At 73.9% G+C, this 20,364-nt stretch carries 18 protein-coding genes and 2 pseudogenes; 11 read left to right on the forward strand and 9 right to left on the reverse strand.

The features are described from left to right. The first annotated feature begins 37 nt into the window (after nucleotides 1-37). Nucleotides 38-250 carry a hypothetical protein gene (locus ACFWU6_RS02875; RefSeq protein WP_383805548.1) on the forward strand — a complete coding sequence of 71 codons (213 nt, stop codon included), beginning with the start codon at nucleotides 38-40 and terminating at the stop codon, nucleotides 248-250. Nucleotides 251-347: 97 nt separating this feature from the next. Then, the gene (locus ACFWU6_RS02880) at nucleotides 348-548 is read left to right on the forward strand and encodes a hypothetical protein (RefSeq protein ID WP_383805546.1); all 201 of its coding nucleotides are present in this window, start codon (nucleotides 348-350) and stop codon (nucleotides 546-548) included. Between the two features lie 164 nt (nucleotides 549-712). Here the strand turns inward: ACFWU6_RS02880 and ACFWU6_RS02885 are convergent, their stop codons facing one another. Beyond that, entirely contained in the window at nucleotides 713-1,372 is a 660-nt protein-coding gene (locus ACFWU6_RS02885) for a hypothetical protein (RefSeq protein WP_383805545.1), read from the reverse strand. Between the two features lie 50 nt (nucleotides 1,373-1,422). Beyond that, a pseudogene (locus ACFWU6_RS02890) lies at nucleotides 1,423-1,866 on the reverse strand (sugar phosphate isomerase/epimerase family protein); the annotation flags it as partial. A gap of 217 nt (nucleotides 1,867-2,083) precedes the next feature. On the opposite strand from ACFWU6_RS02890, the gene ACFWU6_RS02895 reads away from it, so the two are divergent. From ACFWU6_RS02895 to ACFWU6_RS02905, 3 genes are all read left to right on the forward strand, one after another. Next, the gene (locus ACFWU6_RS02895; protein WP_383805543.1) at nucleotides 2,084-3,160 is read left to right on the forward strand and encodes a LacI family DNA-binding transcriptional regulator; all 1,077 of its coding nucleotides are present in this window, start codon (nucleotides 2,084-2,086) and stop codon (nucleotides 3,158-3,160) included. After that, nucleotides 3,157-4,062, forward strand: a complete 906-nt coding sequence (locus tag ACFWU6_RS02900; RefSeq protein ID WP_383977900.1) for a sugar phosphate isomerase/epimerase family protein — start codon at nucleotides 3,157-3,159, stop codon at nucleotides 4,060-4,062. The genes ACFWU6_RS02895 and ACFWU6_RS02900 overlap by 4 nt, the downstream gene beginning before the upstream one ends. Before the next feature lie 413 nt (nucleotides 4,063-4,475). After that, complete coding sequence (locus ACFWU6_RS02905; protein ID WP_383977903.1) at nucleotides 4,476-5,720, forward strand: cytochrome P450; 1,245 nt, start codon at nucleotides 4,476-4,478, stop codon at nucleotides 5,718-5,720. A 48-nt stretch (nucleotides 5,721-5,768) separates the two neighbouring features. On the opposite strand, the gene ACFWU6_RS02910 is transcribed toward ACFWU6_RS02905, so the two are convergent. Then, complete coding sequence (locus ACFWU6_RS02910; protein ID WP_383805537.1) at nucleotides 5,769-6,194, reverse strand: ATP-binding protein; 426 nt, start codon at nucleotides 6,192-6,194, stop codon at nucleotides 5,769-5,771. 374 nt (nucleotides 6,195-6,568) lie between these two features. Here ACFWU6_RS02910 and ACFWU6_RS02915 point away from each other — a divergent pair, with 374 nt between their 5' ends. Beyond that, complete coding sequence (locus tag ACFWU6_RS02915) at nucleotides 6,569-6,937, forward strand: PRC-barrel domain-containing protein (RefSeq protein ID WP_383805535.1); 369 nt, start codon at nucleotides 6,569-6,571, stop codon at nucleotides 6,935-6,937. Nucleotides 6,938-7,138: 201 nt separating this feature from the next. On the opposite strand, the gene ACFWU6_RS02920 is transcribed toward ACFWU6_RS02915, so the two are convergent. From ACFWU6_RS02920 to ACFWU6_RS02930, 3 genes are all read right to left on the reverse strand, one after another. After that, nucleotides 7,139-7,312, reverse strand: coding sequence for a CsbD family protein (locus ACFWU6_RS02920; RefSeq protein ID WP_383805534.1), 174 nt, complete (start codon nucleotides 7,310-7,312; stop codon nucleotides 7,139-7,141). A 321-nt stretch (nucleotides 7,313-7,633) separates the two neighbouring features. Further along, a complete protein-coding gene (locus ACFWU6_RS02925) occupies nucleotides 7,634-8,323 on the reverse strand; it encodes a GNAT family N-acetyltransferase (protein WP_383805532.1) in 690 nt (229 codons plus the stop codon). A 134-nt stretch (nucleotides 8,324-8,457) separates the two neighbouring features. Beyond that, a complete protein-coding gene (locus ACFWU6_RS02930) occupies nucleotides 8,458-8,685 on the reverse strand; it encodes a hypothetical protein (protein WP_383805530.1) in 228 nt (75 codons plus the stop codon). Between the two features lie 170 nt (nucleotides 8,686-8,855). On the opposite strand from ACFWU6_RS02930, the gene ACFWU6_RS02935 reads away from it, so the two are divergent. Next, on the forward strand, nucleotides 8,856-9,533 hold the full coding sequence (locus ACFWU6_RS02935) for an adenosylcobinamide amidohydrolase (RefSeq protein WP_383977906.1): 678 nt from the start codon (nucleotides 8,856-8,858) through the stop codon (nucleotides 9,531-9,533). Nucleotides 9,534-9,783: 250 nt separating this feature from the next. On the opposite strand, the gene ACFWU6_RS02940 is transcribed toward ACFWU6_RS02935, so the two are convergent. Then, a complete protein-coding gene (locus tag ACFWU6_RS02940; protein WP_383805526.1) occupies nucleotides 9,784-10,893 on the reverse strand; it encodes a substrate-binding domain-containing protein in 1,110 nt (369 codons plus the stop codon). Between the two features lie 250 nt (nucleotides 10,894-11,143). Here ACFWU6_RS02940 and ACFWU6_RS02945 point away from each other — a divergent pair, with 250 nt between their 5' ends. The 4 genes and pseudogenes from ACFWU6_RS02945 to ACFWU6_RS02960 all read left to right on the forward strand — a co-directional run bounded on the left by ACFWU6_RS02945 (nucleotide 11,144) and on the right by ACFWU6_RS02960 (nucleotide 16,596). Then, complete coding sequence (locus tag ACFWU6_RS02945) at nucleotides 11,144-13,048, forward strand: beta-galactosidase family protein (RefSeq protein ID WP_383977910.1); 1,905 nt, start codon at nucleotides 11,144-11,146, stop codon at nucleotides 13,046-13,048. Nucleotides 13,049-13,062: 14 nt separating this feature from the next. Next, nucleotides 13,063-14,106 (forward strand): galactose-1-phosphate uridylyltransferase, encoded by a 1,044-nt coding sequence (gene galT / locus ACFWU6_RS02950; protein WP_383977913.1) that lies wholly within the window; start codon nucleotides 13,063-13,065, stop codon nucleotides 14,104-14,106. Continuing rightward, nucleotides 14,103-15,263: a galactokinase gene (gene galK / locus ACFWU6_RS02955; protein ID WP_383977916.1), complete on the forward strand. Its 1,161-nt coding sequence runs from the start codon at nucleotides 14,103-14,105 to the stop codon at nucleotides 15,261-15,263. Before galT ends, galK begins: the two co-directional genes overlap by 4 nt. A gap of 383 nt (nucleotides 15,264-15,646) precedes the next feature. Beyond that, a pseudogene (locus ACFWU6_RS02960) lies at nucleotides 15,647-16,596 on the forward strand (aldo/keto reductase). A gap of 37 nt (nucleotides 16,597-16,633) precedes the next feature. On the opposite strand, the gene ACFWU6_RS02965 reads toward ACFWU6_RS02960, so the two are convergent. Continuing rightward, nucleotides 16,634-17,500: an ABC transporter permease gene (locus ACFWU6_RS02965; RefSeq protein WP_383977919.1), complete on the reverse strand. Its 867-nt coding sequence runs from the start codon at nucleotides 17,498-17,500 to the stop codon at nucleotides 16,634-16,636. Continuing rightward, nucleotides 17,497-20,289 carry an alpha/beta fold hydrolase gene (locus tag ACFWU6_RS02970; RefSeq protein ID WP_383977922.1) on the reverse strand — a complete coding sequence of 931 codons (2,793 nt, stop codon included), beginning with the start codon at nucleotides 20,287-20,289 and terminating at the stop codon, nucleotides 17,497-17,499. Before ACFWU6_RS02970 ends, ACFWU6_RS02965 begins: the two co-directional genes overlap by 4 nt. Nucleotides 20,290-20,364 lie beyond the last annotated feature (75 nt).

The following is a 20,364-nucleotide window of genomic DNA, read 5'->3' on the forward strand; positions in this document are numbered from 1 at the left end:
GGACCGCTAGCCGCCCCGACGCTCCGCAGGGCTCCGCATGAGCGCGCGGTCGTTCTACTGGTGCCGGGCGTGCCATCAGCCCCTGTACGCCGCCAGCTCCGCGACGGCCGCCGGGGTCCGCGACTGGGAGGTCGACCACCAGCAGTCGGGTGATTGTGCCAACGGGCAGCTGCTGCCCCTGTCGGGCGCGGCCGCCGGCCCGGAAGACCTGCCCCACGCCGCCCACGTCCTGCGCCTCTTCGGTTCCTGAACCCCTGCCGGCCGGCGGGCATGCTGGGCGGCCGCCCCGGAGATGACGGAATGATCACGGGCCGACACGGAGTCAGGTCGAGGTCGTTGGTCCGGGTATGAACCAGAGAACCGTTACGGCGCCGCACACCGGTTTTGCTGAGCTGGCGGCGGCCTACTGGCTGGCATCCGAGTCGCCCATCTACGACGCCATCGAGCGGCAGTGGCTCCAGGAGGGCCGCGAAGTCCCCCGGCAGGAGGGTCTTCCCCGAGGCGGCCGGCACCGCTCAGGGGACGGGGACCTGTTCCATCGCGCCTGATCGGCAGGCCCTCTCCCACCGGTCCGCGCGCCGGTCCTCGCACCGGCGTACGCACCATCGATGACCCGCGGTCCCGCGAGCGCCCGGCCGGGGTGCTCCGGCCGGGCGCTCGTGCGATCGGAAAACGCATCCGATCGACACACCGGGCGGTGAGCGGCGCAGTGCTACGGCAGCGTCGGCTCGGGTTCTTCGGCAGCCGGCGCCTCCGGCGCGGAGCCGACCGGGGTGTAGTAGACGGAGCGTCCCTGCTTCGAGCGCTCCAGGATTCCGCGGGCGACGCCCTGCTCCAGGGTGTTGCGGATGATGGTCGCCTGGACCTTGCGGTCGGGATGGGCGGCGCTGACGGTTTCGGCCACCTCGGCGGCCGACTTGGGCTCTGCCTGACCGACGATGGCGGCGGTGACGAGCTCGAGCCAGGACGGGCCCCCGGTCTCCTTCTTCCCTTCGGCCTTGACCGGGGCCTTCGCCGGGCTCTTGGCCGCGGTCTTGCCTGCGGTCTTGCCCGCGCGGGCGGACTTCGCGGTCGGGGCGGACGGGGCCGCGGCCGTCTTCTCTCCGCGCACTGCGCTGCGCGCGGAGGGTACTGCTGCCCGCTTCGTGCCGCGCTTCGCGGCCTGCGGGGAAGCGGGCTTCGCCGGGATGCCCAGTGCGTCCTGCATCTTCAGGAGGACCTTCTCGCCGTCCTCCAGCTGACCCAGTTCCTCTTGCAGCCGCTGCAGTTCGGTGCGTGCCCGCTCCTGCGCCGTCCGGTTGGCGGAGAGGTCGCCGGCGATCTGCTGGGCGTAGCCGTCGGTCACGTGAGTGGCGTTGGGTGCTGTCGTCATGTGTTCCTCGTCTGTTCTCGTGATGGATGTGTGTGACGCGATGGTACGCATCACACGTACCTGCCAGACGGAATCGCCTGCATGACCGAATCCGAAACACATGCAATGTTCGCTGCTGCGCCGCCCCACGCCGTCCAACCGTCCGGCCGCCCCTCCTCCACGCGGCCCCGGTATCCCGCGGCGTCGACCAGCTCCCGGAATCCGCGGAGATCGATGGAGCCGTCGCCCAGTTGTCCGCGCCTGAGCAGCACGCCTTCGGGGAGCGGTGTCACCCAGTCAGCCACCTGAACGGACACGATGCGCCCGCCCCGGCCGGCCCCGAACAACTCGGCGGGCAGCCGCTCGTCCCACCACAGGTGGTACGAGTCGGCCACCACCCCCACCTGCTCGGCGGGGAACTGCTCGGCGAGGTCCAGCGCCTGACCGAGGGTGGAGACCACACACCGGTCCGAGGCGAACATCGGATGCTGCGGCTCGATCCCCAGCCGCAGCCCGTGAGCTTGATCGTCCTGCGTTCCACGATGTCCCCCCTGTGATGCGGTCCGGTGAGAGCTCGATAGATAGCGCTTTCACTCACATCAGGCTAGGACCGAGGATCTCGTATGCACAAGACACGAACGAGTGATGGAAAGCGCTTGCTGAATCGGGGACTATGGAGGTCCACGCACCGGATGAGCCGATGACCCGGAACGGGAAGAGGAGGGGTGCATCATGGCGGTGACCATGGCCGAGGTCGCGGCGCACGCGGGCGTGTCGCCCGCCACGGTCTCGCGCGTACTGAACGGTGGATACCCGGTGGCCGGAGGGACCCGGACCCGCGTGGAGCAGGCCGTGGAGGAGCTCGGTTACATCGCCAACGGCCCCGCCCGCGCGCTCGCGGCCGCCACCTCCGACCTCGTAGGCGTCCTCGTCCACGATGTCGCGGACAGCTTCTTCGGGATCCTCGCGGGCTCCCTGCAGAGCGCCCTCGCCCCCACTGGCCGGTCTGACGCCCGCCGGCTCGCCGTCGTCTGCAACACGCAGGGCGCACCCGAGGCCGAGCTGGCCTACCTCACCCTCCTGGAGGGCCAGCGAGCCGGCGGGATCGTCCTCACCGGCGGCGCCGCCGAGGACCCCGGGCACGCCACCGCGCTGGCCGCCCGCATCTCCCGCATGGCCGCGGGCGGCACCCCCGTCGTCCTGTGCGGGCGCCCCCCTCTGCCCCTGTCGCCCGGACTGCCCGTGGCCACCGTGATGTTCGACGACCACGGCGGCGCCTTCCGGCTCGCCGAGCACCTCCTCGCCCTGGGGCACCGCCGCATCGCCTACGTCGCCGGGCCCCCGGGGCTGAGCACCACCCGGGAGCGACTCGACGGACACCGCGCCGCCCTCCAGCGGGAGGGACCCGGAACCGCCGCCGCCTGCGCCGCCCTCACGGTGCCCGCCGGCTTCGAGCGTGCCGCCGGCTACGACGCCGTGCGTGAACTCCTCCGCAGCGGTAAGCACTTCACCGCTGTCGCCGCGGCCAACGACACCGTCGCGATCGGCGTCGCCGCCGCCCTGCGCGAAGCGGGGATACGCATCCCCGAGGACGTGTCCGTCGTCGGGTTCGACGACCTGCCGTTCTCCGCGGACACCGCGCCGGCCCTCACCACCGTACGGGTACCGCTGCGCGAGGCGGGGGTGCTCGCCGCCCAGCTGGTCACCGGCCGCAGACCGCCGCCCCCGGGCGGCATCACCACCCTGCCGACCGAGCTCATGGTGCGCGGCTCCACCGCCCCGCCGCCGACCGGGGGGAGCGGGCCGTGAAGTACGCCTTCTCCACCCTCGGAGTGCCCGGGACGCCTCTCGACCGGAGTGCAGCCCTGGCAGCCGCCCACGGGTTCGACGGGCTCGAACTGCGCGCCCACCCCGAGGAACCCCTGCACCCCGACAGCCCCGGCGCCGAGCGCGCCGCGGGGGTACGGCTGCTCGACCGCGCGGGCGTCACCGTAGTGGGCGTCGCCGGATACGCGCAGGTGGCTGCCGCCGGCGACGACGGGCCCGTCCTGGAGCGGCTGCGCGGGCTGATCCGGCTCGCCACCGACCTCCACGCCCCGTACGTGCGGGTCTTCCCGGGCGGCGCCGAGCTTCCCGAGGCGAAAGCCGACGACCACGCGGTGCGCCGGCTGACGGCCGCCGCGCCGCTGGCCGAGCGGTGCGGAGTGCGGATCCTGCTGGAAACGCACGACTCCCACCGGACCGGGACCGCCGTCGCCCGGGTCCTGGACCGCGTCGCGCATCCCGGCGTCGGCGCGTTGTGGGACGTACTGCACACCTGGTTGGGAGGCGAGACGCCGGATGAGTCACGCCGGGTCCTCGGCGCACACCTCGGCTACACGCAGGTGAAGGATGTGGTCTCCGCACAGGACCTCACCCCGCTCGGGCTCGGAACCGGGGTGCTGCCCCTTGCGGAAGCGGTGGCCGCGGCGCGGCCGGACGACTGGCTCTGCTGGGAGTACGAGAAGCGCTGGTACCCGGATGCGGCCGAGTTGGCCGGACGACTTACGCGCGGCCGGGAGTACTTGGAACACCTGGAGCGGTCGGCGGCGGGCCCGGCCCGGGTCGTCGAGCCGGGTAAGGGGGTTCCGGGGCTCCGGGGCCCTGATCGTACCGGGCGCGAGTCGGCGGGGCCCCGCTCGGGGTGCCGCGGTCCGCCGGGTGTGCGGTGACGGATCACCGGCAGACGGTACAGCCAGTGGCTCCGTTTCGCCGGGTGAACCGATCCCACCGCAAGCCCGCCCAAGAGGACCGGCCGCGAGAACGGTTGCCGCCCGTGGCACGGCCGGCGGCAGCGCCGTCCGGGCGTACCGACTCCTACCGCGCAGCACACGCCGAGGGGCACACCCCGAGGGGAACTCAGGAGCGGTCGTCGCAGCTCTGGCGACGGCGCACCCTGTGCGGTTTCCTGGAAGAGGTCCATCCCAACGGACAACCCCGACCGGAACGCAACGCGCGGACTTTCCAGGCGAGTCGGCCGGGTGTTTCGGCGGCGTACCGGGGGAGTCGGCGGGAGGGCGACACGGTTGGGTGCAACGGCGCCGACGGTGTCGGTGCGCCGACATCACGCTGATGGGGGAACGCCATGACCGCCGCGCAGCACGTACCGGACATCCTTTCGCAGGAGTTCGCCGAGAACCCGTACCCCACCTACCGCGCCCTGCGCGAGGACGCCCCGCTCGCCTGGCACGAGCCCACCCAGAGCTACCTCATCTCCCGCTACGAGGACGTTGCGCGGGCATTCAAGGACAAGGAGTCGCGCCTCACCACGGACAACTACGCCTGGCAGGCGGAACCCGTACACGGCAAGACCCTCCTCCAGATGAGCGGTCGCGAGCACGCCACCCGACGTGCCCTGGTGGCGCCGGCCTTCCGCGGCAACGAACTGAGGGAGAAGGTCGTCCCGGTCATCGAGCGCAATGCCCGCGAGCTGATCGACGCGTTCCGCCACAGCGGTTCCGTCGACCTGGTGGGCGACTTCGCCTCCCACTTCCCCATCACGGTCATCAGCGACATGTTCGGACTGGACCGGTCCGGCCAGGAGCACATCAGCGCTTGGTACCGCGCCTTCGTGGCATTCATCGCCAACCTGTCCGGCGATCCCGAGTGCGCGGCAGCCGGCGAGCGGGCCCGGGCGGAATTCGCCGCGTACATGCTGCCGGTCATCAGGAGTCGGCGGGACCACCTCGGTGACGACCTGCTGTCTGCACTCTGCACCGCCGAGGTCGACGGGGTGAGCATGAGCGACGAAGACATCAAGGCGTTCTGCAGCCTGCTGCTCACCGCGGGCGCCGAGACCACCGACAAGGCCATCGCCGGCCTCTTCGCGAACCTCCTGGCCCATCCCGGACAACTCGCGTTCGTCCGGCAGGACCGCGGACTCGTCGACCGGGCCTTCGCCGAGACGCTGCGCTACAGCCCACCCGTGCACATGATCATGCGGCAGGCAGCGGCCGACGTGCCGATGAGCGGGGGCACCATCCCCGCCGGCGCCACCGTCACCTGCCTGATCGGAGCGGCCAATCGCGACCCGGCACGGTACGAGGACCCGGACCGCTTCGACATCTTCCGCAACGACCTGACGGCCACGACGGCCTTCTCAGCCGCCGCGGACCACCTGGCGTTCGCGCTCGGACGGCACTTCTGTGTGGGCGCGCTTCTGGCCAAGGCCGAGGTGGAGATCGCCACCAACCAGCTCCTCGACGCGATGGCGGACATCCGGCCGGCCGACGGGTACGACCCGGCCGAGCAGGGTGTCTTCACCCGCGGCCCGAAGTCCCTGCTCGTGGAGTTCACGCCAGTCGCCGACCGACAGGTACCGGCCGGGTGACCGCTCCGCCCGCGGGGTCCACCCGCGGTTCCGGCCACACACGTCCGGTCAGAGCAGGCGCAGGACGACGGCGACGGTCTTGCCGCCGGAATGGCTGCTGACGTCGACGCGCTCGGTGAGCCGCTGGATGAGCGGCCAGCCGTAGCCGCCCGGATGGCCGGGGACGGCCGTACGGGGATAGGGGAAACGGGGGTGTCCGTCACTGACGGAGAGGTACAGGGCGTCGTCCGCGATGTCGGCGTGGAAGGCGGTGACACCACCGCCGTGGCGGATCGCGTTGGTGACGAGTTCCGAGGTCACCAGAAGTGCGTCCGCCGCGGTGACCGTGTCGAGGCTGACGCCTGCGCACTGCAACAGGGCGCTGACCCTGTCGCGGGCACCGGACGCAGTGGTCGGAGCGGGGGCACTCGGATGGCCGCGGTCCCCTCGGCGGGCGGGTCCGCGGGTGTCGTCGGCTGCTGGGGACGGCTTCATACCGTCATCGCCTGCCCACGGACCTGCGGGTCATGCCGCCACACGCCAGTTCGGATAAGGATCTTGCCGGTCGGCGCTTCGGCGGGGGGCGCCGGACCACGATCCGTGCGGTGGCCACCGCAGAGGGCCCGCGGTCGGGGTGCCCTCCGCCCCGCGGTCGCACGCTCCGCGCCGCCCCCCGCCCCCGGCGGCGCCGCCGGAGGGCCACACACTGCGGCCAACCGGGTGGGAAACGCGTCCGCGGCGCGTGCCGGAGCAGTTCCCGGGCACGGGGAGTCGGGGCGGGACGCACGGTCCGCCCCGCACGACGTACGGAGAAAGGAGGGGCGGCGGCTGTCCCGCGGCCCCCGATGTACCGGAGGAGTTGTTTTCGAGTGACTGAGCATGTGTGGAGTTACCAGCCGACCTCGGGCCACCTGACCGGCACCGATCTGACCGGTTACAAGGTCGAGGCGACCGACGGCGGCATCGGCAAGGTCGACAAGCACTCCGACGAGGTCGGTGACGCCTACCTGGTGGTGGACACCGGTGTGTGGATCTTCGGCAAGGAGGTCCTGCTGCCCGCGAGCACGGTCATCAGGGTGGACGACGAGGACCGCACGGTCCATGTCCACGGCACCAAGGAACAGATCAAGAACGCCCCCGAATTCCACCGCGACAAGCACCTGGGTGACGCCGCCTACCGCGAGGAACTGGGCGCCTACTACGCCACCGGCGATCCCTTCGGCGGCCGCCGCGCCTGACCCGCGCACACGGCTCCGGCCCCGGCACCCAGCACCGGGTGCCGGGGCCGAGCCGTGCAGGTCCTGGGCCCGCCCTCCGTCATCCTGTCACCCCTCACGGCGGCGTCGGCGGATGCGGGCGGGGTCCTCGGGGTCCGCACCGGGACCACGCAGAGTGGGGGCGGACCCGATTCCGGGTCCGCCCCACTCGCGCTCGCGCAGTCAGTCCTTGAAGACGTCCTTGACCTTTTCCTTGGCCTCGCGGGCGTCGCCCTTGGCCTGGTCGGCGCGGCCTTCGGCGGTGAGGCGCTCGTTCCCGACGAGGCGGCCGGCGGCTTCCTTGGCCTTGCCCTTGACCTGCTCGCCCTTGGCCTGGCTCTTCTCTTCACCCGACACGGTCATCACTCCAAGCGGTAGAGAAACGCTTACGGACACGCGTCTGCCCTTTCCCGACGGAGTAAACGTGCCCGCCCGGCCGCACCGCCCCCGTTCCTTCACGGGGCGGCACGGGGTGGGCGGGATGGGTGCGGGAGGTTCACGGGGCGCATGGCCGGGTCGTGACATGCTCCGTGGCTTGAACGACCGTCAGCGAGCCCGCATGTCGGGTGCGTGCGGCCCCGTTCGGTCGTCAGTCGAGAAGACGCGCAACGACAGGGTCTTCGGCACCCAGGAGAACCAGAACCCCCTCATCGACCACTCGGAGTGGGTCACCGGCGTTCACCGGGGTCTGGAAGCAGCGTCCGACCCGGCGTCGGGCGAGCCGGCAGCCGGGTCCGGCTCGCGCCACATGGCCCAGAGCGTCGGTCCGCCGTCCGGCAGCCGGATCTCGCGTGTGACGCGGAAGCCGAGCCGCTCGTAGAAGGGGACGTTCGTCGCCTTGCTGGACTCCAGGTACGCCCGCTGCCCGAGCCGGTCGCAGTGGGCCAGCTGCTCGCGTACCAGGGCCGAACCGACCCCCGCCCCCTGGGCCGCCGGTTCGGTGCCCAGGGTGGGCAGGTACCAGTGCGGCGCGCCCGGGTGGGCTTCGTGCAGGGTGTTCTGGACCTCCGCGGCCCGCTGCAACCCCCGCACGCCGAAGATGCGCACGTAGTGCGGCAGCGCCGCCAGGTCCTGCGTCCCGGAGGTCTCCCAGCGGCCCGGACCCGACCACAGCGCGGCTGCCAGCAGCCGTCCCCCGCCGGTCGCGGCCACCCGGACACCGCCGGCCCGCGGCCGCTGCTGACGCTGGAGCAGCGTGAAGAAGCGGGCGGTCCGGCGCTCCCGGCCGGACGGGCCGGGGATCATCCACGTCATCACCGGGTCGTCCGCGAAGGCGCGGGCGAGGAGCCCGGCGACCGCACGCGATTCGGCCGGCCGCGCGCACCGAATCCCGTAGCCGGCCGACGGCAGCGCTGAGTGTGCGTTCATGGGGTCACGGTAGACAGCGGGACCGGGCCACCCGCGCCGCCCGCCGACGGACACGCCGGAGGCGGCCCGACTGCGCCGTGTGCAGCGACGCAGCGACGCAGCAGCGCAGCGGCGCAGGGGCGGGACGCCGCCGATCAGATGATGTGGATGCGCTCCAGAGATCCGTCGGAGTCACGGATCATCAGGTCCTTTCCCTCGGCGCGTTCGCGCTCGATGAAGCCGAGCAGCAGGACCGCCCGGTTGATCACGTCGGACTTGCTGACGCCGCTCGCGGCGGTGAGCTCGGCGACCACCGTGACGGCGGGAGGGCACAGGGTCACGGAGTAGCGCTCGCTGTCGGGGTGGGAGGGGAGCTGGTCCACGGGAATGCCCTTCTGTCGGTCAGGTGTGCACCATGATGGCACCAACAGTGCGCGATGTCGCATCAATTGTGCGCACGAGGGCGGCGACCGTCCGCGGGGGACGCGGTCGTCGCGGCGGGCCCCGCTGCGCGTACCATCGGGCGGTCTTCCCACGCAAGGAGCTCCGTCCGGTGACCGCCGTCCTCCCGCCGCCTCGAGCCACCGGCCTCCTGTCCGTAGGGCAGTTGAGCCGCGACGAGGAGGGGGAGCGGCTGCACGCGCTGATGTGGTCCGCCGGGCCGGGCTGGCGGATGATCAGCAGCGCGGTGCTCGGCGGGGGGATCGGGGAACGGGCGTGGGTGCTGAACGCCCAGGTCGCCCACGGGTACCGCCGTACCGACCCCGGCCGGCACCTGGCGCGGCTGGCCGGTGAGGCGGGCGCGCGAGGAGCGGGAGTCGGGCTGATGACGGCCGCGGACGTTCGGGCGTACGGCCGTGCCGAGGACGGCGGCACCGAGGCCCTCGCGACCGCGGGGGTCAGTATCCGCGGCTGGGCCGCCTCCCCGGCCCGCGGCACGCCCGGCCCCCAGGCGGCGGGCACCATCAACATCATCGCGGTGCTGCCCGTGCCGCTCTCGGACGCGGCGCTGGTCAACGCGGTCGCGACCGCGACCGAAGCCAAGGTTCAGGCGCTGCTCGACGCGGGCTACGACTGCTCGGGCACGCCCACCGACGCGGTGTGCGTCGCGGCGCGCACGCCCCGCCCGCCGGACGAGGTCCACGCCTTCGCGGGCCCGCGCTCGCTGTGGGGTGCCCGCCTGGCCCGGTCGGTCTACACGGCGGTACGAGGCGCACTGCCCCCGCAGTGAGCGGCGCTCCCCTGGAGCCGCGCGGTACTCGCCGCTCTCGCCGCCCTCCGCGGGGGAGTCCGCGTGCCGGGGTGCCGGGGTGCCGGGGTGCCGGGGTGCCGGCGTGCCGACGGGCGGGTCTTCCCTGTCGGGCAAGGCCGTTCCAGGCCAGCCGAGTCCCGGGCGAGGACCGCGTCGGTGTGCGCGTCGCGGACGGCGACCCGTTTCGGACCGGTTGGCCCCGACCGTCGACCGTCGACCGGCTCCGGAGTCAGGTCCGGATCGTCAGCCGGGGGAGCAGTTCCAGGTGCTGGCGCGTGCCGTCCTGCGGGTCCGCGGCCGCGAGCCGGTCCAGCAGCAGGCCCGCCGCCCGCGTACCGACCTCGTGCTTGGCCGGGGCCACCGCCGACAGCGGTACGTCGGCCATCCCGGCGACCTCGTCGTCGTACGTGATGACGGCCAGGTCCTCCGGCACCCGCACCCCTCGCGCGGTGAGCCGCGGGATCAGCATGATGGCGTCCGTGTCGCTGTGGATCAGTGCGGCGGTCACCCCGCCCGTCGTCACGGCGTCGCACAGGTAGTCCAGCGTCCTGGCGAACAGCTCCGCTTCCGGCGTCACGCCCGGCCCGGCCGGTGGCCACGGCGGTGCGGGCTGCAGGCCGAGCGCCGCGACCGCGGCCTCGTACCCCGCCCGCAGCCGCGCCGTCGTCGGTGTCTCGCGGCTGGCCAGCGCGATCCGCCGGTGGCCGAGCCCGACCAGGTGCTGTACCGCCCGCGCCGCCCCGTGCGCGTGGTCGGAGGCCACGCGGTCCAGGGCCGCCGCCGGATGTCCGGGCGGCGCCCAGCGTTCCACCAGGACGGTGGGGACCGGGAACTCCGCCGTCCACGCGCCCTCTCCGGCCGCCGGCGCCCCGGCCTCCCAGTTGGGTGTCAACAGCAGTCCGTGCGCTCCCGTGGACACCAGCCGGTCCGCCTGCGTGCGGTCCTCGCCCGGCAGGTAGCGGGTCAGCCCCACCGTGAGCCGCGCACCGCGCGCCTCGACCGCTTCGCGGGCGCCCCGTACGACGTCGGCGTAGTAGTACTCGGTCGTGGGCACCACCATGCCGACCACGAGTCCCGCGGCGCTGCCCGCGGGTCCGCCGGCCGCGGAGGGGCCCGCCGCACCCGCCGGGAGGACGGCCTGTGCCCTTCCGGCCTCCACCCGGCTGATCACCCCGTGCATGCGCCGGATCTCACCCCGGGCCGCCATCGCCTCGATGTCCCGCCGCAGGGTGACGGGGGAGATGCCGAGCTCGCGGGCCAAGTCCGCCACGCGGACGCTGCCCCGGGCCCGGACGAGTGCGAGCACTTGGGCCTGGCGTTGGTCTACGTGCGGTCTCAAAGTGGCCCCCTGCGGTCGGCGCGCACCGGTCTGCGGCCGGCGGCGGTCGGCATGCTGTCATGTATCTGTCGTGTGCCGGCGGATGTGCGCCTGTGGACGCCCCCTCCGGTGGTGGACGACATCATAGGGAATGCATCCGATCGATTCGATCGATTCCGATCAACTGGTCATTGACGGTGCGGTCGGTGCGTTCATATATTCGGTGGCATCCGCACCACACGGCATCTCGACCTCTCCCGGGAGTCAGCGCATGCTCACGCACGACCAGGACGGATTCCGGCGCGCGGGCCGCCCCCACCGCATCGTCTCGGGCGCCCTGCACTACTTCCGGGTCCATCCCGATCTGTGGGAGGACAGACTCCGGCGGTTGCGCGCCCTCGGTGTGAACACCGTCGACACCTACGTCCCCTGGAACTTCCACGAGACCGGCCCGGGGAAGGCCGACTTCACCGGCCCGCGCGATCTCGCACGCTTCCTGCGCCTGGCGCAGGGCCTCGGGCTCGACGCCGTCGTGCGCCCCGGCCCGTACATCTGTGCGGAGTGGGACTTCGGCGGCCTGCCGGCCCGGCTCCTCGCCGTCGACGGCCTCCACCTGCGGTGCTCGGACCCGCGGTTCGAGGCCGAGGTGGACGGCTGGTTCGACCAGGTCGTCGCCGAGCTGCTGCCCCTGCTCGCGAGCCGCGGCGGCCCGGTGGTCGCCGTACAGATCGAGAACGAGTACGGCTCCTACGGCGACGACACCCGCTACCGCGCCCACGTGGAGCAGGCCCTCGTCGAACGGGGGGTGGACTGCCTGCTGTTCACCGCGGACGGCCCCGAGGACGCCATGCTCCAGGGCGGCATGGTTCCCGGCCGCCTCGCCACCGCCACCTTCGGCGCCCGGCCCGCCGAGCGCCTCGACGCGCTGCGGCGCTACCAGCCCACCGGTCCGCTCGCCGCGATGGAGTTCTGGATCGGCTGGTTCGACCACTGGGGCGAGGGCCACCACGTCCGCGCCGTGGACGACGCCGCCGCCTCCCTCGACGAACTCCTCGCCACCGGCGCCTCCGTCAACCTCTACATGGCCCACGGCGGCACGAACTTCGGCTTCTGGGCCGGCGCCAACCACACCGGGTCCCGCCCGGGAGAGGCTGGCTACGAACCCACCGTCACCAGCTACGACTACGACGCGCCCATCGGCGAGGCCGGTGAACTGACACCCAAGTTCCACGCGTTCCGCGAGGTCATCGGCAGGTACCTGCCGCTGCCCGACGAGCCGCTGCCCGAGCCACTGCCCCGGATGGCCCCCGCCCTCGCCGTGCCCGCCGGCACCGCGGACCTCCTCGCGGCCCTCGACCGCCTCGCGGGCCCCCCGGTGCTGCGCCCCGCCCCCGAGCCCATGGAGCGGCTCGGCCAGAGCCACGGCATGATCCACTACCGCACGGCCGTCACCGGACCGCGCCCCGCCATGCCGGTCAGGATCGACGGCCTCGGCGACCGCGCGTACGTCTTCGCCGACGGCGCCCTCCTCGGCGTCCTCGACCGCAACGCACCCGACGAGGGACTCGACCTCGCGGTCGCAGAGGGGGGCGTGGTCCTCGACGTTCTCGTGCGGGCCCAGGGCCGGGTCAACTACGGGCCGCTGCTCGACGACCGCAAGGGGATCTGGCGCGGGGTCCGCCACGGCCACCAGCAGCTGTTCGAGTGGGAGATCCGGCCGCTGCCGCTCACCGACCTGACCGGGCTCGACTGGTCCGCGCAAGCGGCCGGGGGCGCGGCAGACGGAACGGGGCCGGCAGGCGGAACGGGCCCGGCAGGCGGGGCAGTCCCGGCAGGCGGAAGGGGCTCGGCTGCCCGGACAGGTCCGCGAGGCCCGGCAGGCGCGGCCGCCGAGGGCCGGCCGGTCTTCCACCGCTTCACCCACACGGCCGACGCCCCGGCCGACGCCTTCCTCGACGTCACCGGCTGGGGCACCGGGCTGGTCTGGCTGAACGGCTTCCTCCTCGGACACTACGACAGCCCGCGCGGCCCGCAGCGCACCCTCTACGCCCCCGGCCCGCTGTGGCACACCGGCGAGAACGAGCTCGTCGTCCTCGAACTCGCGCGCCCCGGCACCGAGCTGCCGCTGCGCGACCAGCCCGACCTCGGCCGCCCCGAGGTCGTCACCCTCCAGTGAGAGAAGCTCCTCACGTGAAGCGCACCAGCGCCCGCCTCGCCGACGGCCGAGAGATCCTCTACTACGACACCGGGGACGCCGCCGCGCGCGCCGTCCCCGACACCCGCCCCCTCGACGCGTCCGCGGTCGCCGGCAGCTCCGAGGTACGACGGGACCCGCTGCTCGGAGACGCGGTGGTCATCGCCTCGCACCGCCAGGCCCGTACCTACCACCCGCCCGCCGACCAGTGCCCGCTGTGCCCCTCCACCGACGGGCGCGCGAGCGAGGTCCCGGCCGCCGACTACGAAGTGGCCGTCTTCGAAAACCGCTTCCCCTCCCTCGCCGGGGACACCGGGCGTTGCGAGGTCATCTGCTTCACCCCCGACCACCGCACCTCCTTCGCCGAACTCGACGAGGAGCGCGCCGCACTGGTGCTGGCCGCCTGGACGGACCGGACGGCCGAGCTGGGGGCCCACGACGGGGTCCGGCAGGTCTACTGCTTCGAGAACCGGGGCGCCGAGATCGGCGTCACCCTCGCCCACCCCCACGGCCAGATCTACGCCTTCCCCTTCGTCACCCCGCGCACGACCCGGATGCTGGCCACCACCGCCGCGCACCGGGCCCGCACCGGCAGGAACCTCTTCGACGAGGTGCTGGCCGGCGAACGCGAGGACGGCTCCAGGATCGTGCTGGAGGGGAGCCACTGGACGGCCTTCGTCCCGTACGCCGCCCGCTGGCCGTACGAGGTCCACCTCTACCCGCACCGCCGGGTACCCGACCTGCCCGCCCTGGACGACGCGGCCCGCGCCGAGTTCCCGCGGGTCTACCTGGAGCTGCTGCGCCGCTTCGACCGGCTCTTCGGCCTCGCCGAGCCGACTCCGTACATCTCCGCCTGGCACCAGGCGCCGACCGGCGACGGGCGGGCCGACTTCGCGCTCCACCTGGAGCTCTTCACCGTCCGGCGCACCGCGGACAAGCTGAAGTACCTCGCGGGGACCGAATCCGGCATGGAGGCGTACATGAACGACGTCCGTCCCGAGGACGCGGCCGCACGGCTGCGGGAGGTGGCGAGCCGGTGAGCACCGCGGCACGCACCTTCCGGGAGCTGTACGGCCATGCGCCCGAAGGGGTCTGGGCAGCCCCGGGCCGGGTCAACCTGATCGGCGAGCACACCGACTACAACGACGGCTTCGCCCTCCCCTTCGCCCTGCCGCAGCGCACCGAGGTGGCGGCCGCCCGGCGCACGGACGGCACGCTCCGGCTCCACTCGGCCGACGCCTCCTCGGGCGTGGTCTCCCTCGACGTCGCCGCACTCGACCCGGCGGACCCTCCGCGGGGGGCCGCGAGCTGGGCCTGCTACCCCGCGGGCGTGGTCTGGGCCCTCCTGGAGGCCGGCCTCCCGGTCGGCGGCGGCGCCGACGTCCACATCCGCTCCGAGGTCCCGACCGGCGCCGGACTCTCCTCCTCGGCGGCCCTGGAGGTGGCCACCGCACTGGCCCTCGCCGACCTGTACGGGCTCGCGCTCACGCGCCCCGAGCTGGCCGCGCTCGCCCGGCGCGCGGAGAACGCGTACGTCGGGGTCCCATGCGGGGCCATGGACCAGATGGCCTCGGCCTGCGCCTCCGACGGCCACGCCCTGCACCTCGACACCCGCAGCCTCGAACAGCGCCACATCCCCTTCGACTGCGCGGCGGCGGGCCTGCGCCTCCTCGTCATCGACACCCGGGTCAAGCACGCCCTGGCCGACGGGGCCTACGCGCGGCGGCGCGCCTCCTGCCACCGGGCGGCAGCCGCCCTCGGGGTGCCGGCCCTGCGCGACCTCCCGTACGAGGGGTTGGAGGAGGCCCTGGCCCTCCTCGCCGACCCCGAGGCACGCAAGCGGGTCCGGCACGTGGTCACCGAGAACGAACGGGTGGCGCGGACGGAGGAACTGCTGCGCGCCGGGCGGCTGCGCGAGACCGGCCCGCTGCTGACCGAGGGGCACGCCTCCCTGCGCGACGACTACGAGGTGTCCTGTCCGGAACTGGACCTGGCCGTGGCCACGGCCGGCGCGGCGGGTGCCTACGGCTCCCGGATGACCGGCGGCGGCTTCGGCGGCTCGGCCCTGGCCCTGATCGACGCCGACGCGGAGGCGGAGGTGGGCCGCGCGGTGGCCGAGGCCTTCCGCGCCGGCGGGCACGCGCCGCCGCGCATCACGGCCGCGGCGCCCGCCTCCGGCGCCGCCCGGCTCCTCTAGCCGTTCCCTTCGGATCGTGCCGGGTAGGCCGTTCCCTTCGGATCGTGCCGGGCCCGCGACGCCCGGCACCGCGGCCGGCCGCGGTGCCGGGGCCTCCGGGCACGTGTCCGGTACTCGGACGCCCCGCCGCCTTCCCGGGCACGGCACCAGACGCCGCGGGGCCCGGCCGTCAAGATCCGACGGCGACGACCCGGCCGCTCCGCCGTCCGGAGGTGGCGGCCCCGAGCCGGCCCGCGGCCCGCCCTTCCCGCGGCGGGACAGGCGGCGGGTGCCGGTCGCCCGCGCGGCCGCCCGCGGCACCGAACGGCGCTGGCCGTGACACCGGGGGTGGGGTAGCTTCCCCGTGATCACCTGACGTCGTGTGAGCGGAGGAACGGAAACCCATGCGCCATCTCCCCCTGGGCAGTTCGGGTCTGCGGGTGTCGGCCGTCGGCCTCGGCTGCAACAACTTCGGCGGACGCCTCGACGCGCGGGCCACGCGGGCCGTCGTCGACGCGGCCCTCGACGCCGGCATCACCCTCCTGGACACCGCCGACATCTACGGCGGCCGGGGAGGCTCCGAGGAGCACCTCGGGCGGGCCCTCAAAGCCGGCGCGACCAGGTCGTCCTCGCCACCAAGTTCGGCTTCGCGGGCATGGACATGGAGTACGGTCCCGCAGCCGGCGCGCGCGGCGGCCGCGCCTACGTGCGGCGGGCCGTCGAGGCGTCGCTGCGGCGGCTGGAGACCGACCACATCGACCTCTACCAACTGCACAGCCCCGACCCGGCGACCCCGATCGCCGAAACCCTCGCCGCGCTCACCGAGCTCGTCGCCGAGGGCAAGGTCCGCTACATCGGGCACTCCAACTTCAGCGGCTGGCAGCTCGCCGAAGCCGCCCACGTCGCCCGGGAGACCGGCGCCGCGCCCTTCGTCTCGGCGCAGAACCAGTGGTCCCTGCTGGAGCGCTCCGCCGAGCGCGAGCTCGTGCCCGCGGCCCTCCACTACGGCGTCGGCGTACTGCCCTACTTCCCGCTCGCCAACGGCCTGCTGACGGGCAAGATCCGCCGCGGCGCGCCCGTGCCCGCCGGCTCCCGCCTCGAAGGCCGCGACGCCTACCTCACCGAGGAGCGCCTCGACGTGGTCGAGGCGCTGGCCGCGCTCGCCGAAAAGCACGGCCGGAGCGTCCTGGAACTCGCCGTCGGCTGGCTCTCGGCGCAGCCCGGATGCGCCTCCGTCATCGCGGGAGCCACCTCCGCCGAACAGGTGCGGGCCAACGCGGCCGTCGCCGACCGCCCGCTGGACGCCGAACTGCTCGCCGAGATCGACGCGGTGGCGCCGGGCGCCCCCGCCTGAGGAGTACGCCCGCGCCGGCCGCCAGGGGTCCTTCCGCTCAGGACGTGATGTCCTTGCGGGAGAACCCCCGGAAGGCCAGGGCGAACAGCACCAGCGCGTACGACACCGACACCGCCGTCCCCTTGACCATCCCGCCCCACTCCAGCTGCGGCTGCAACGCGTCCGCCCAGGCGAACTGCCAGTGCGCGGGCAGGAACTCCCGCCACGACCCCAGGGCCGTCACCGCGTCGAGTACGTTGCCGACGATGGTCAGCCCCACCGCCCCGCCGACCGCGCCGAGCGGCGCGTCCGTCCGCGTGGACAGCCAGAACGCCAGCCCGGCCGTGACCAGCTGCGACACGAAGATGAAGGCGACGGCCAGCGCCAGCCGCGGCACGGTGTCCGAGGCGGCCAGCGCCCCGCCCGTCGGCAGCTTCAGCGGCCCCCAGCCGTACGCGGCCGTGCCCGCGGCCAGCGCAACCACCGGCAGCAGCACCATCGCCGCGAGGCTGAACCCCAGCGCCACCACGAGCTTGCTCCACAGCAGCCGGGCCCTGGGCACCGGAGAGGCCAGCAAGTAGCGCAGCGAGGACCAGCTGGCCTCCGACGCCACCGTGTCCCCGCAGAACAGCGCCACCGGCACCACCAGCAGGAAGCCCGCCGAGACGAACAGGCAGGTCGCGGCGAAGTTCGCACCGGAGGCCGTGGCCGTGTCGATCAGGGTGATGCGGTTGTTGCCCCCGCCCGGACCCCCGTCCGGTCCGCCGCCCACCGCGAACGCGACGATCATGATGAACGGGAGCGCGGCGAGCACCCCTCCCATCACCAGCGTCCGCCGCCGGCGCCACTGCCGCAGCGCCTCCACGCGCAGCGGCAGGGTGCGGCCCGGCCGGTAGCCGGCCGCGGTCTCCTGGACGGCGTTCATGCCTGTCCTCCGATCAGTGTGAGGAACGCGTCCTCGAGCCTGCGGTGCGGTCCCACTCCGGACACCGGCACCTCCAGCCGGACCAGTTCGGCGATCAGTTCCGCGGCCGTCGCGCCTTCCAGCCGTACGAGCAGCCCGTCGGCCGCGGCCACCACGGAACCCACTCCCTCCAGGGCGGCCACCTTCTCGACGGCCACCCCGTCCACCGGACCCGCCAGCGTCACCAGCAGGGTGTCGCCGCCGCCGGTGATCTCGGCGACCTCACCCGCCCGCACCAGTCGCCCGCGGTCCATGACCACCAGGTGCGTGCAGGACTGCTCCACCTCCGACAGCAGGTGGCTGGAGACGATGACGGTGCGCCCGCCCGCGGCGTAGCGGATCATCACGTCCCGCATCTCCCTGATCTGCGGCGGGTCCAGGCCGTTCGTCGGCTCGTCGAGGATCAGCAGGTCCGGCATGCCGAGCATGGCCTGGGCGATCGCGAGCCGCTGGCGCATGCCCTGCGAGTACGTGCGCACCGCGCGCTCCAGCGCGTCGCCGAGTCCGGCGATCTCCAGCGCCTCCGCCATGTGCGAGTCCTCGGCGGGCCGGCCGGTGGCCTGCCAGTACAGCTCCAGGTTGGCCCGGCCCGTCAGATGCGGCAGGAAGCCCGCGCCCTCGACGAACGCCCCGACCCGGGACAGCACCGGGGCCCCGGGACGCACCGCGTGCCCGAACACCCGGATCTCACCGGCGTCCGGCGAGATCAGCCCCATCAGCATCCGCAGCGTGGTGGTCTTCCCGGCGCCGTTGGGCCCGAGCAGCCCCAGCACCTGACCCTTCTCCACCCGGAACGACAGGTCCCGCACCGCGTACCGGTCCTGCGCCTTGGCGTAGCGCTTCGACAGCCCCGTGATCTCCAGCGGTACCTCGGCCAGCGCCGGATCAGGAGCGGGCGCCCCGCCCCGCGGGCCGGCGCCGCCGGTCCGCCGGAGCCCGAGCAGCAGTGCGGCCAGCGCGGCGGCGCCCAGCGGCAGCGCCCACGTCCAGGCGGGCAGCCCGGACGAGGCCGTGCGCACGCCCGTGGCTACGGGGACGGCCAGGGTTCCTTCGGCCGTGACCGTGTAGACGGCCGGCGCCGCCGGGGTCGCGAAGCCGAGGTCGGTCGCGGCGACCACCAGGCGCAGCCGGTGCCCCGCCTCGACCGCGTGGTCGATCGCGGGCAGCCGCAGCCCGACGGTCCGGCCCTCGCGCGCGTCCTCCACCCGGACGGGGGCGACCAGTTGGCTCGGCAGCACCTGCTGCCGTCCGTCCGGGCCCACGTCGTACACCTTGCCGAAGAGCACGGCCGAGCCGTCCGCGGCCGTCGACCTCACCTTCAGGGTCACGGTCGGGGTACCGGTGATCCGCAGGTCCTCGGCCAGCGGCTCCGATTCGAACCGTGCGTTCTGCCCCGGGAAGTCCAGCGACAGCCCGGCCCCGAAGGCGGCGAGCTGTCCGCCGATGCCCGGCAGCGAGGACAGGGCGGGTGGCGCGCCGCCCGCGGGATTGGCGAAGCTCTGCTCGCGGCCGGAGAGGGCGAACTGCCGCGGGCCCGAGGTCAGCCCGGGGTAGCGGTCGCCGTCCGCGCCGCGCAGCTGCACCGCCCCGTCCGTGGAGTCGATGCCGCCGGAGCGCGAGACGCGGAACGCCGGCCCGGTGTCCGCGCCCCCGTCCTCCTTGAGGTAGCGGTCGAACCAGGCGGCCACCCGGGCGTTCGCCCGCCCGGCCTCCCGCATCCCGCCGTCGTGCCCGCCGGCCGCCCAGTCCACCGCGACGGGAGCGCCGTTCGCCGCGATGGCCCGGGCCATGGCATCGGCCTGGTCCAGCGGGAAGAGGGAGTCGTCCTGTCCCTGCACGATCAGGGTCGGCACCTTGATCCTGTCGCCGACCGCCGAGGGGCTGCGTCCCTCCAGCAGGGCACGGGCCCCGGCGTCGGGCTTGCCGGCCACCGCGACCCGCTCGTACATCGCGCACAGCTCGGGCTGGAAGCGTCCGCAGCCGGGGGCGGCCGCCGGACCGGACCCCTGCGCCCCCTGTGAGTCCTGCGCCCCCTGTGAGTCCTGCGGCCCCTGCGAGCCCTGCCGGGAAGGCTGGGCGGGCTGGGCGGGCTGGACGGGCCGTGCCTGCTGGAGCCCGGAGGCCGAGCCGGTGGTGAAGAAGATCCCCGACCACAGCTTCTTGAAGACGCCGTTCGGGAAGAGGGCGTCCGCGAGGTTCCAGTAGGTGATCTGCGGCGCGATCGCGTCGACCCGGGGGTCGTGCCCCGCGGCGAGCAGGGAGACCGCGCCGCCGTACGAGGCCCCGGACACGCCGACGCGGGGGTCGCCGGCCGCGTCGAGCCGTACCTCGGGACGGGTCGCGAGCCAGTCGACGAGCCGCGAGACGTCCTTGACCTCGTGCTCCGGGTCGTTCAACCCGATCTCGCCGCCGGAGCGGCCGAAGCCGCGCGCCGACCAGGTCAGGACGGCGTACCCGTCGCGGGCCAACTGCTCGGCCTGGGCCCGGACGTCGTCCTTGCTGCCCCCGAAACCGTGCCCGAGGAGCACAGCGGGACGTTTCTTCCCACCGCGGTCACCGCCGCCCGCCGTGAAGTACGAGGTGTCGATCGCGGCGCCGGGCATGTCCAGTACACGGTCCTGGCGGTGCACGGCCGGCGGGTCGCCGGCCGCGGCGCCCGCGGTCCACGTACCGGCTCCCGCGACGACGGCGAGCGCGGCGGCGCCCGCGAGCAGGCGGTTCCGGCGGCGCCGGGGCAGTCGGAGCTTCATACGGGAACCCTAATCGCCAGGGCGCCCGCGCCCGAGCGCCCGCAGGCGGATGTCCAGCCCTTCCCGAGGAGTACA

The sequence above is a fragment of the Streptomyces sp. NPDC058674 genome (assembly GCF_042716505.1).
In the GTDB taxonomy this organism is placed as follows: domain Bacteria; phylum Actinomycetota; class Actinomycetes; order Streptomycetales; family Streptomycetaceae; genus Streptomyces.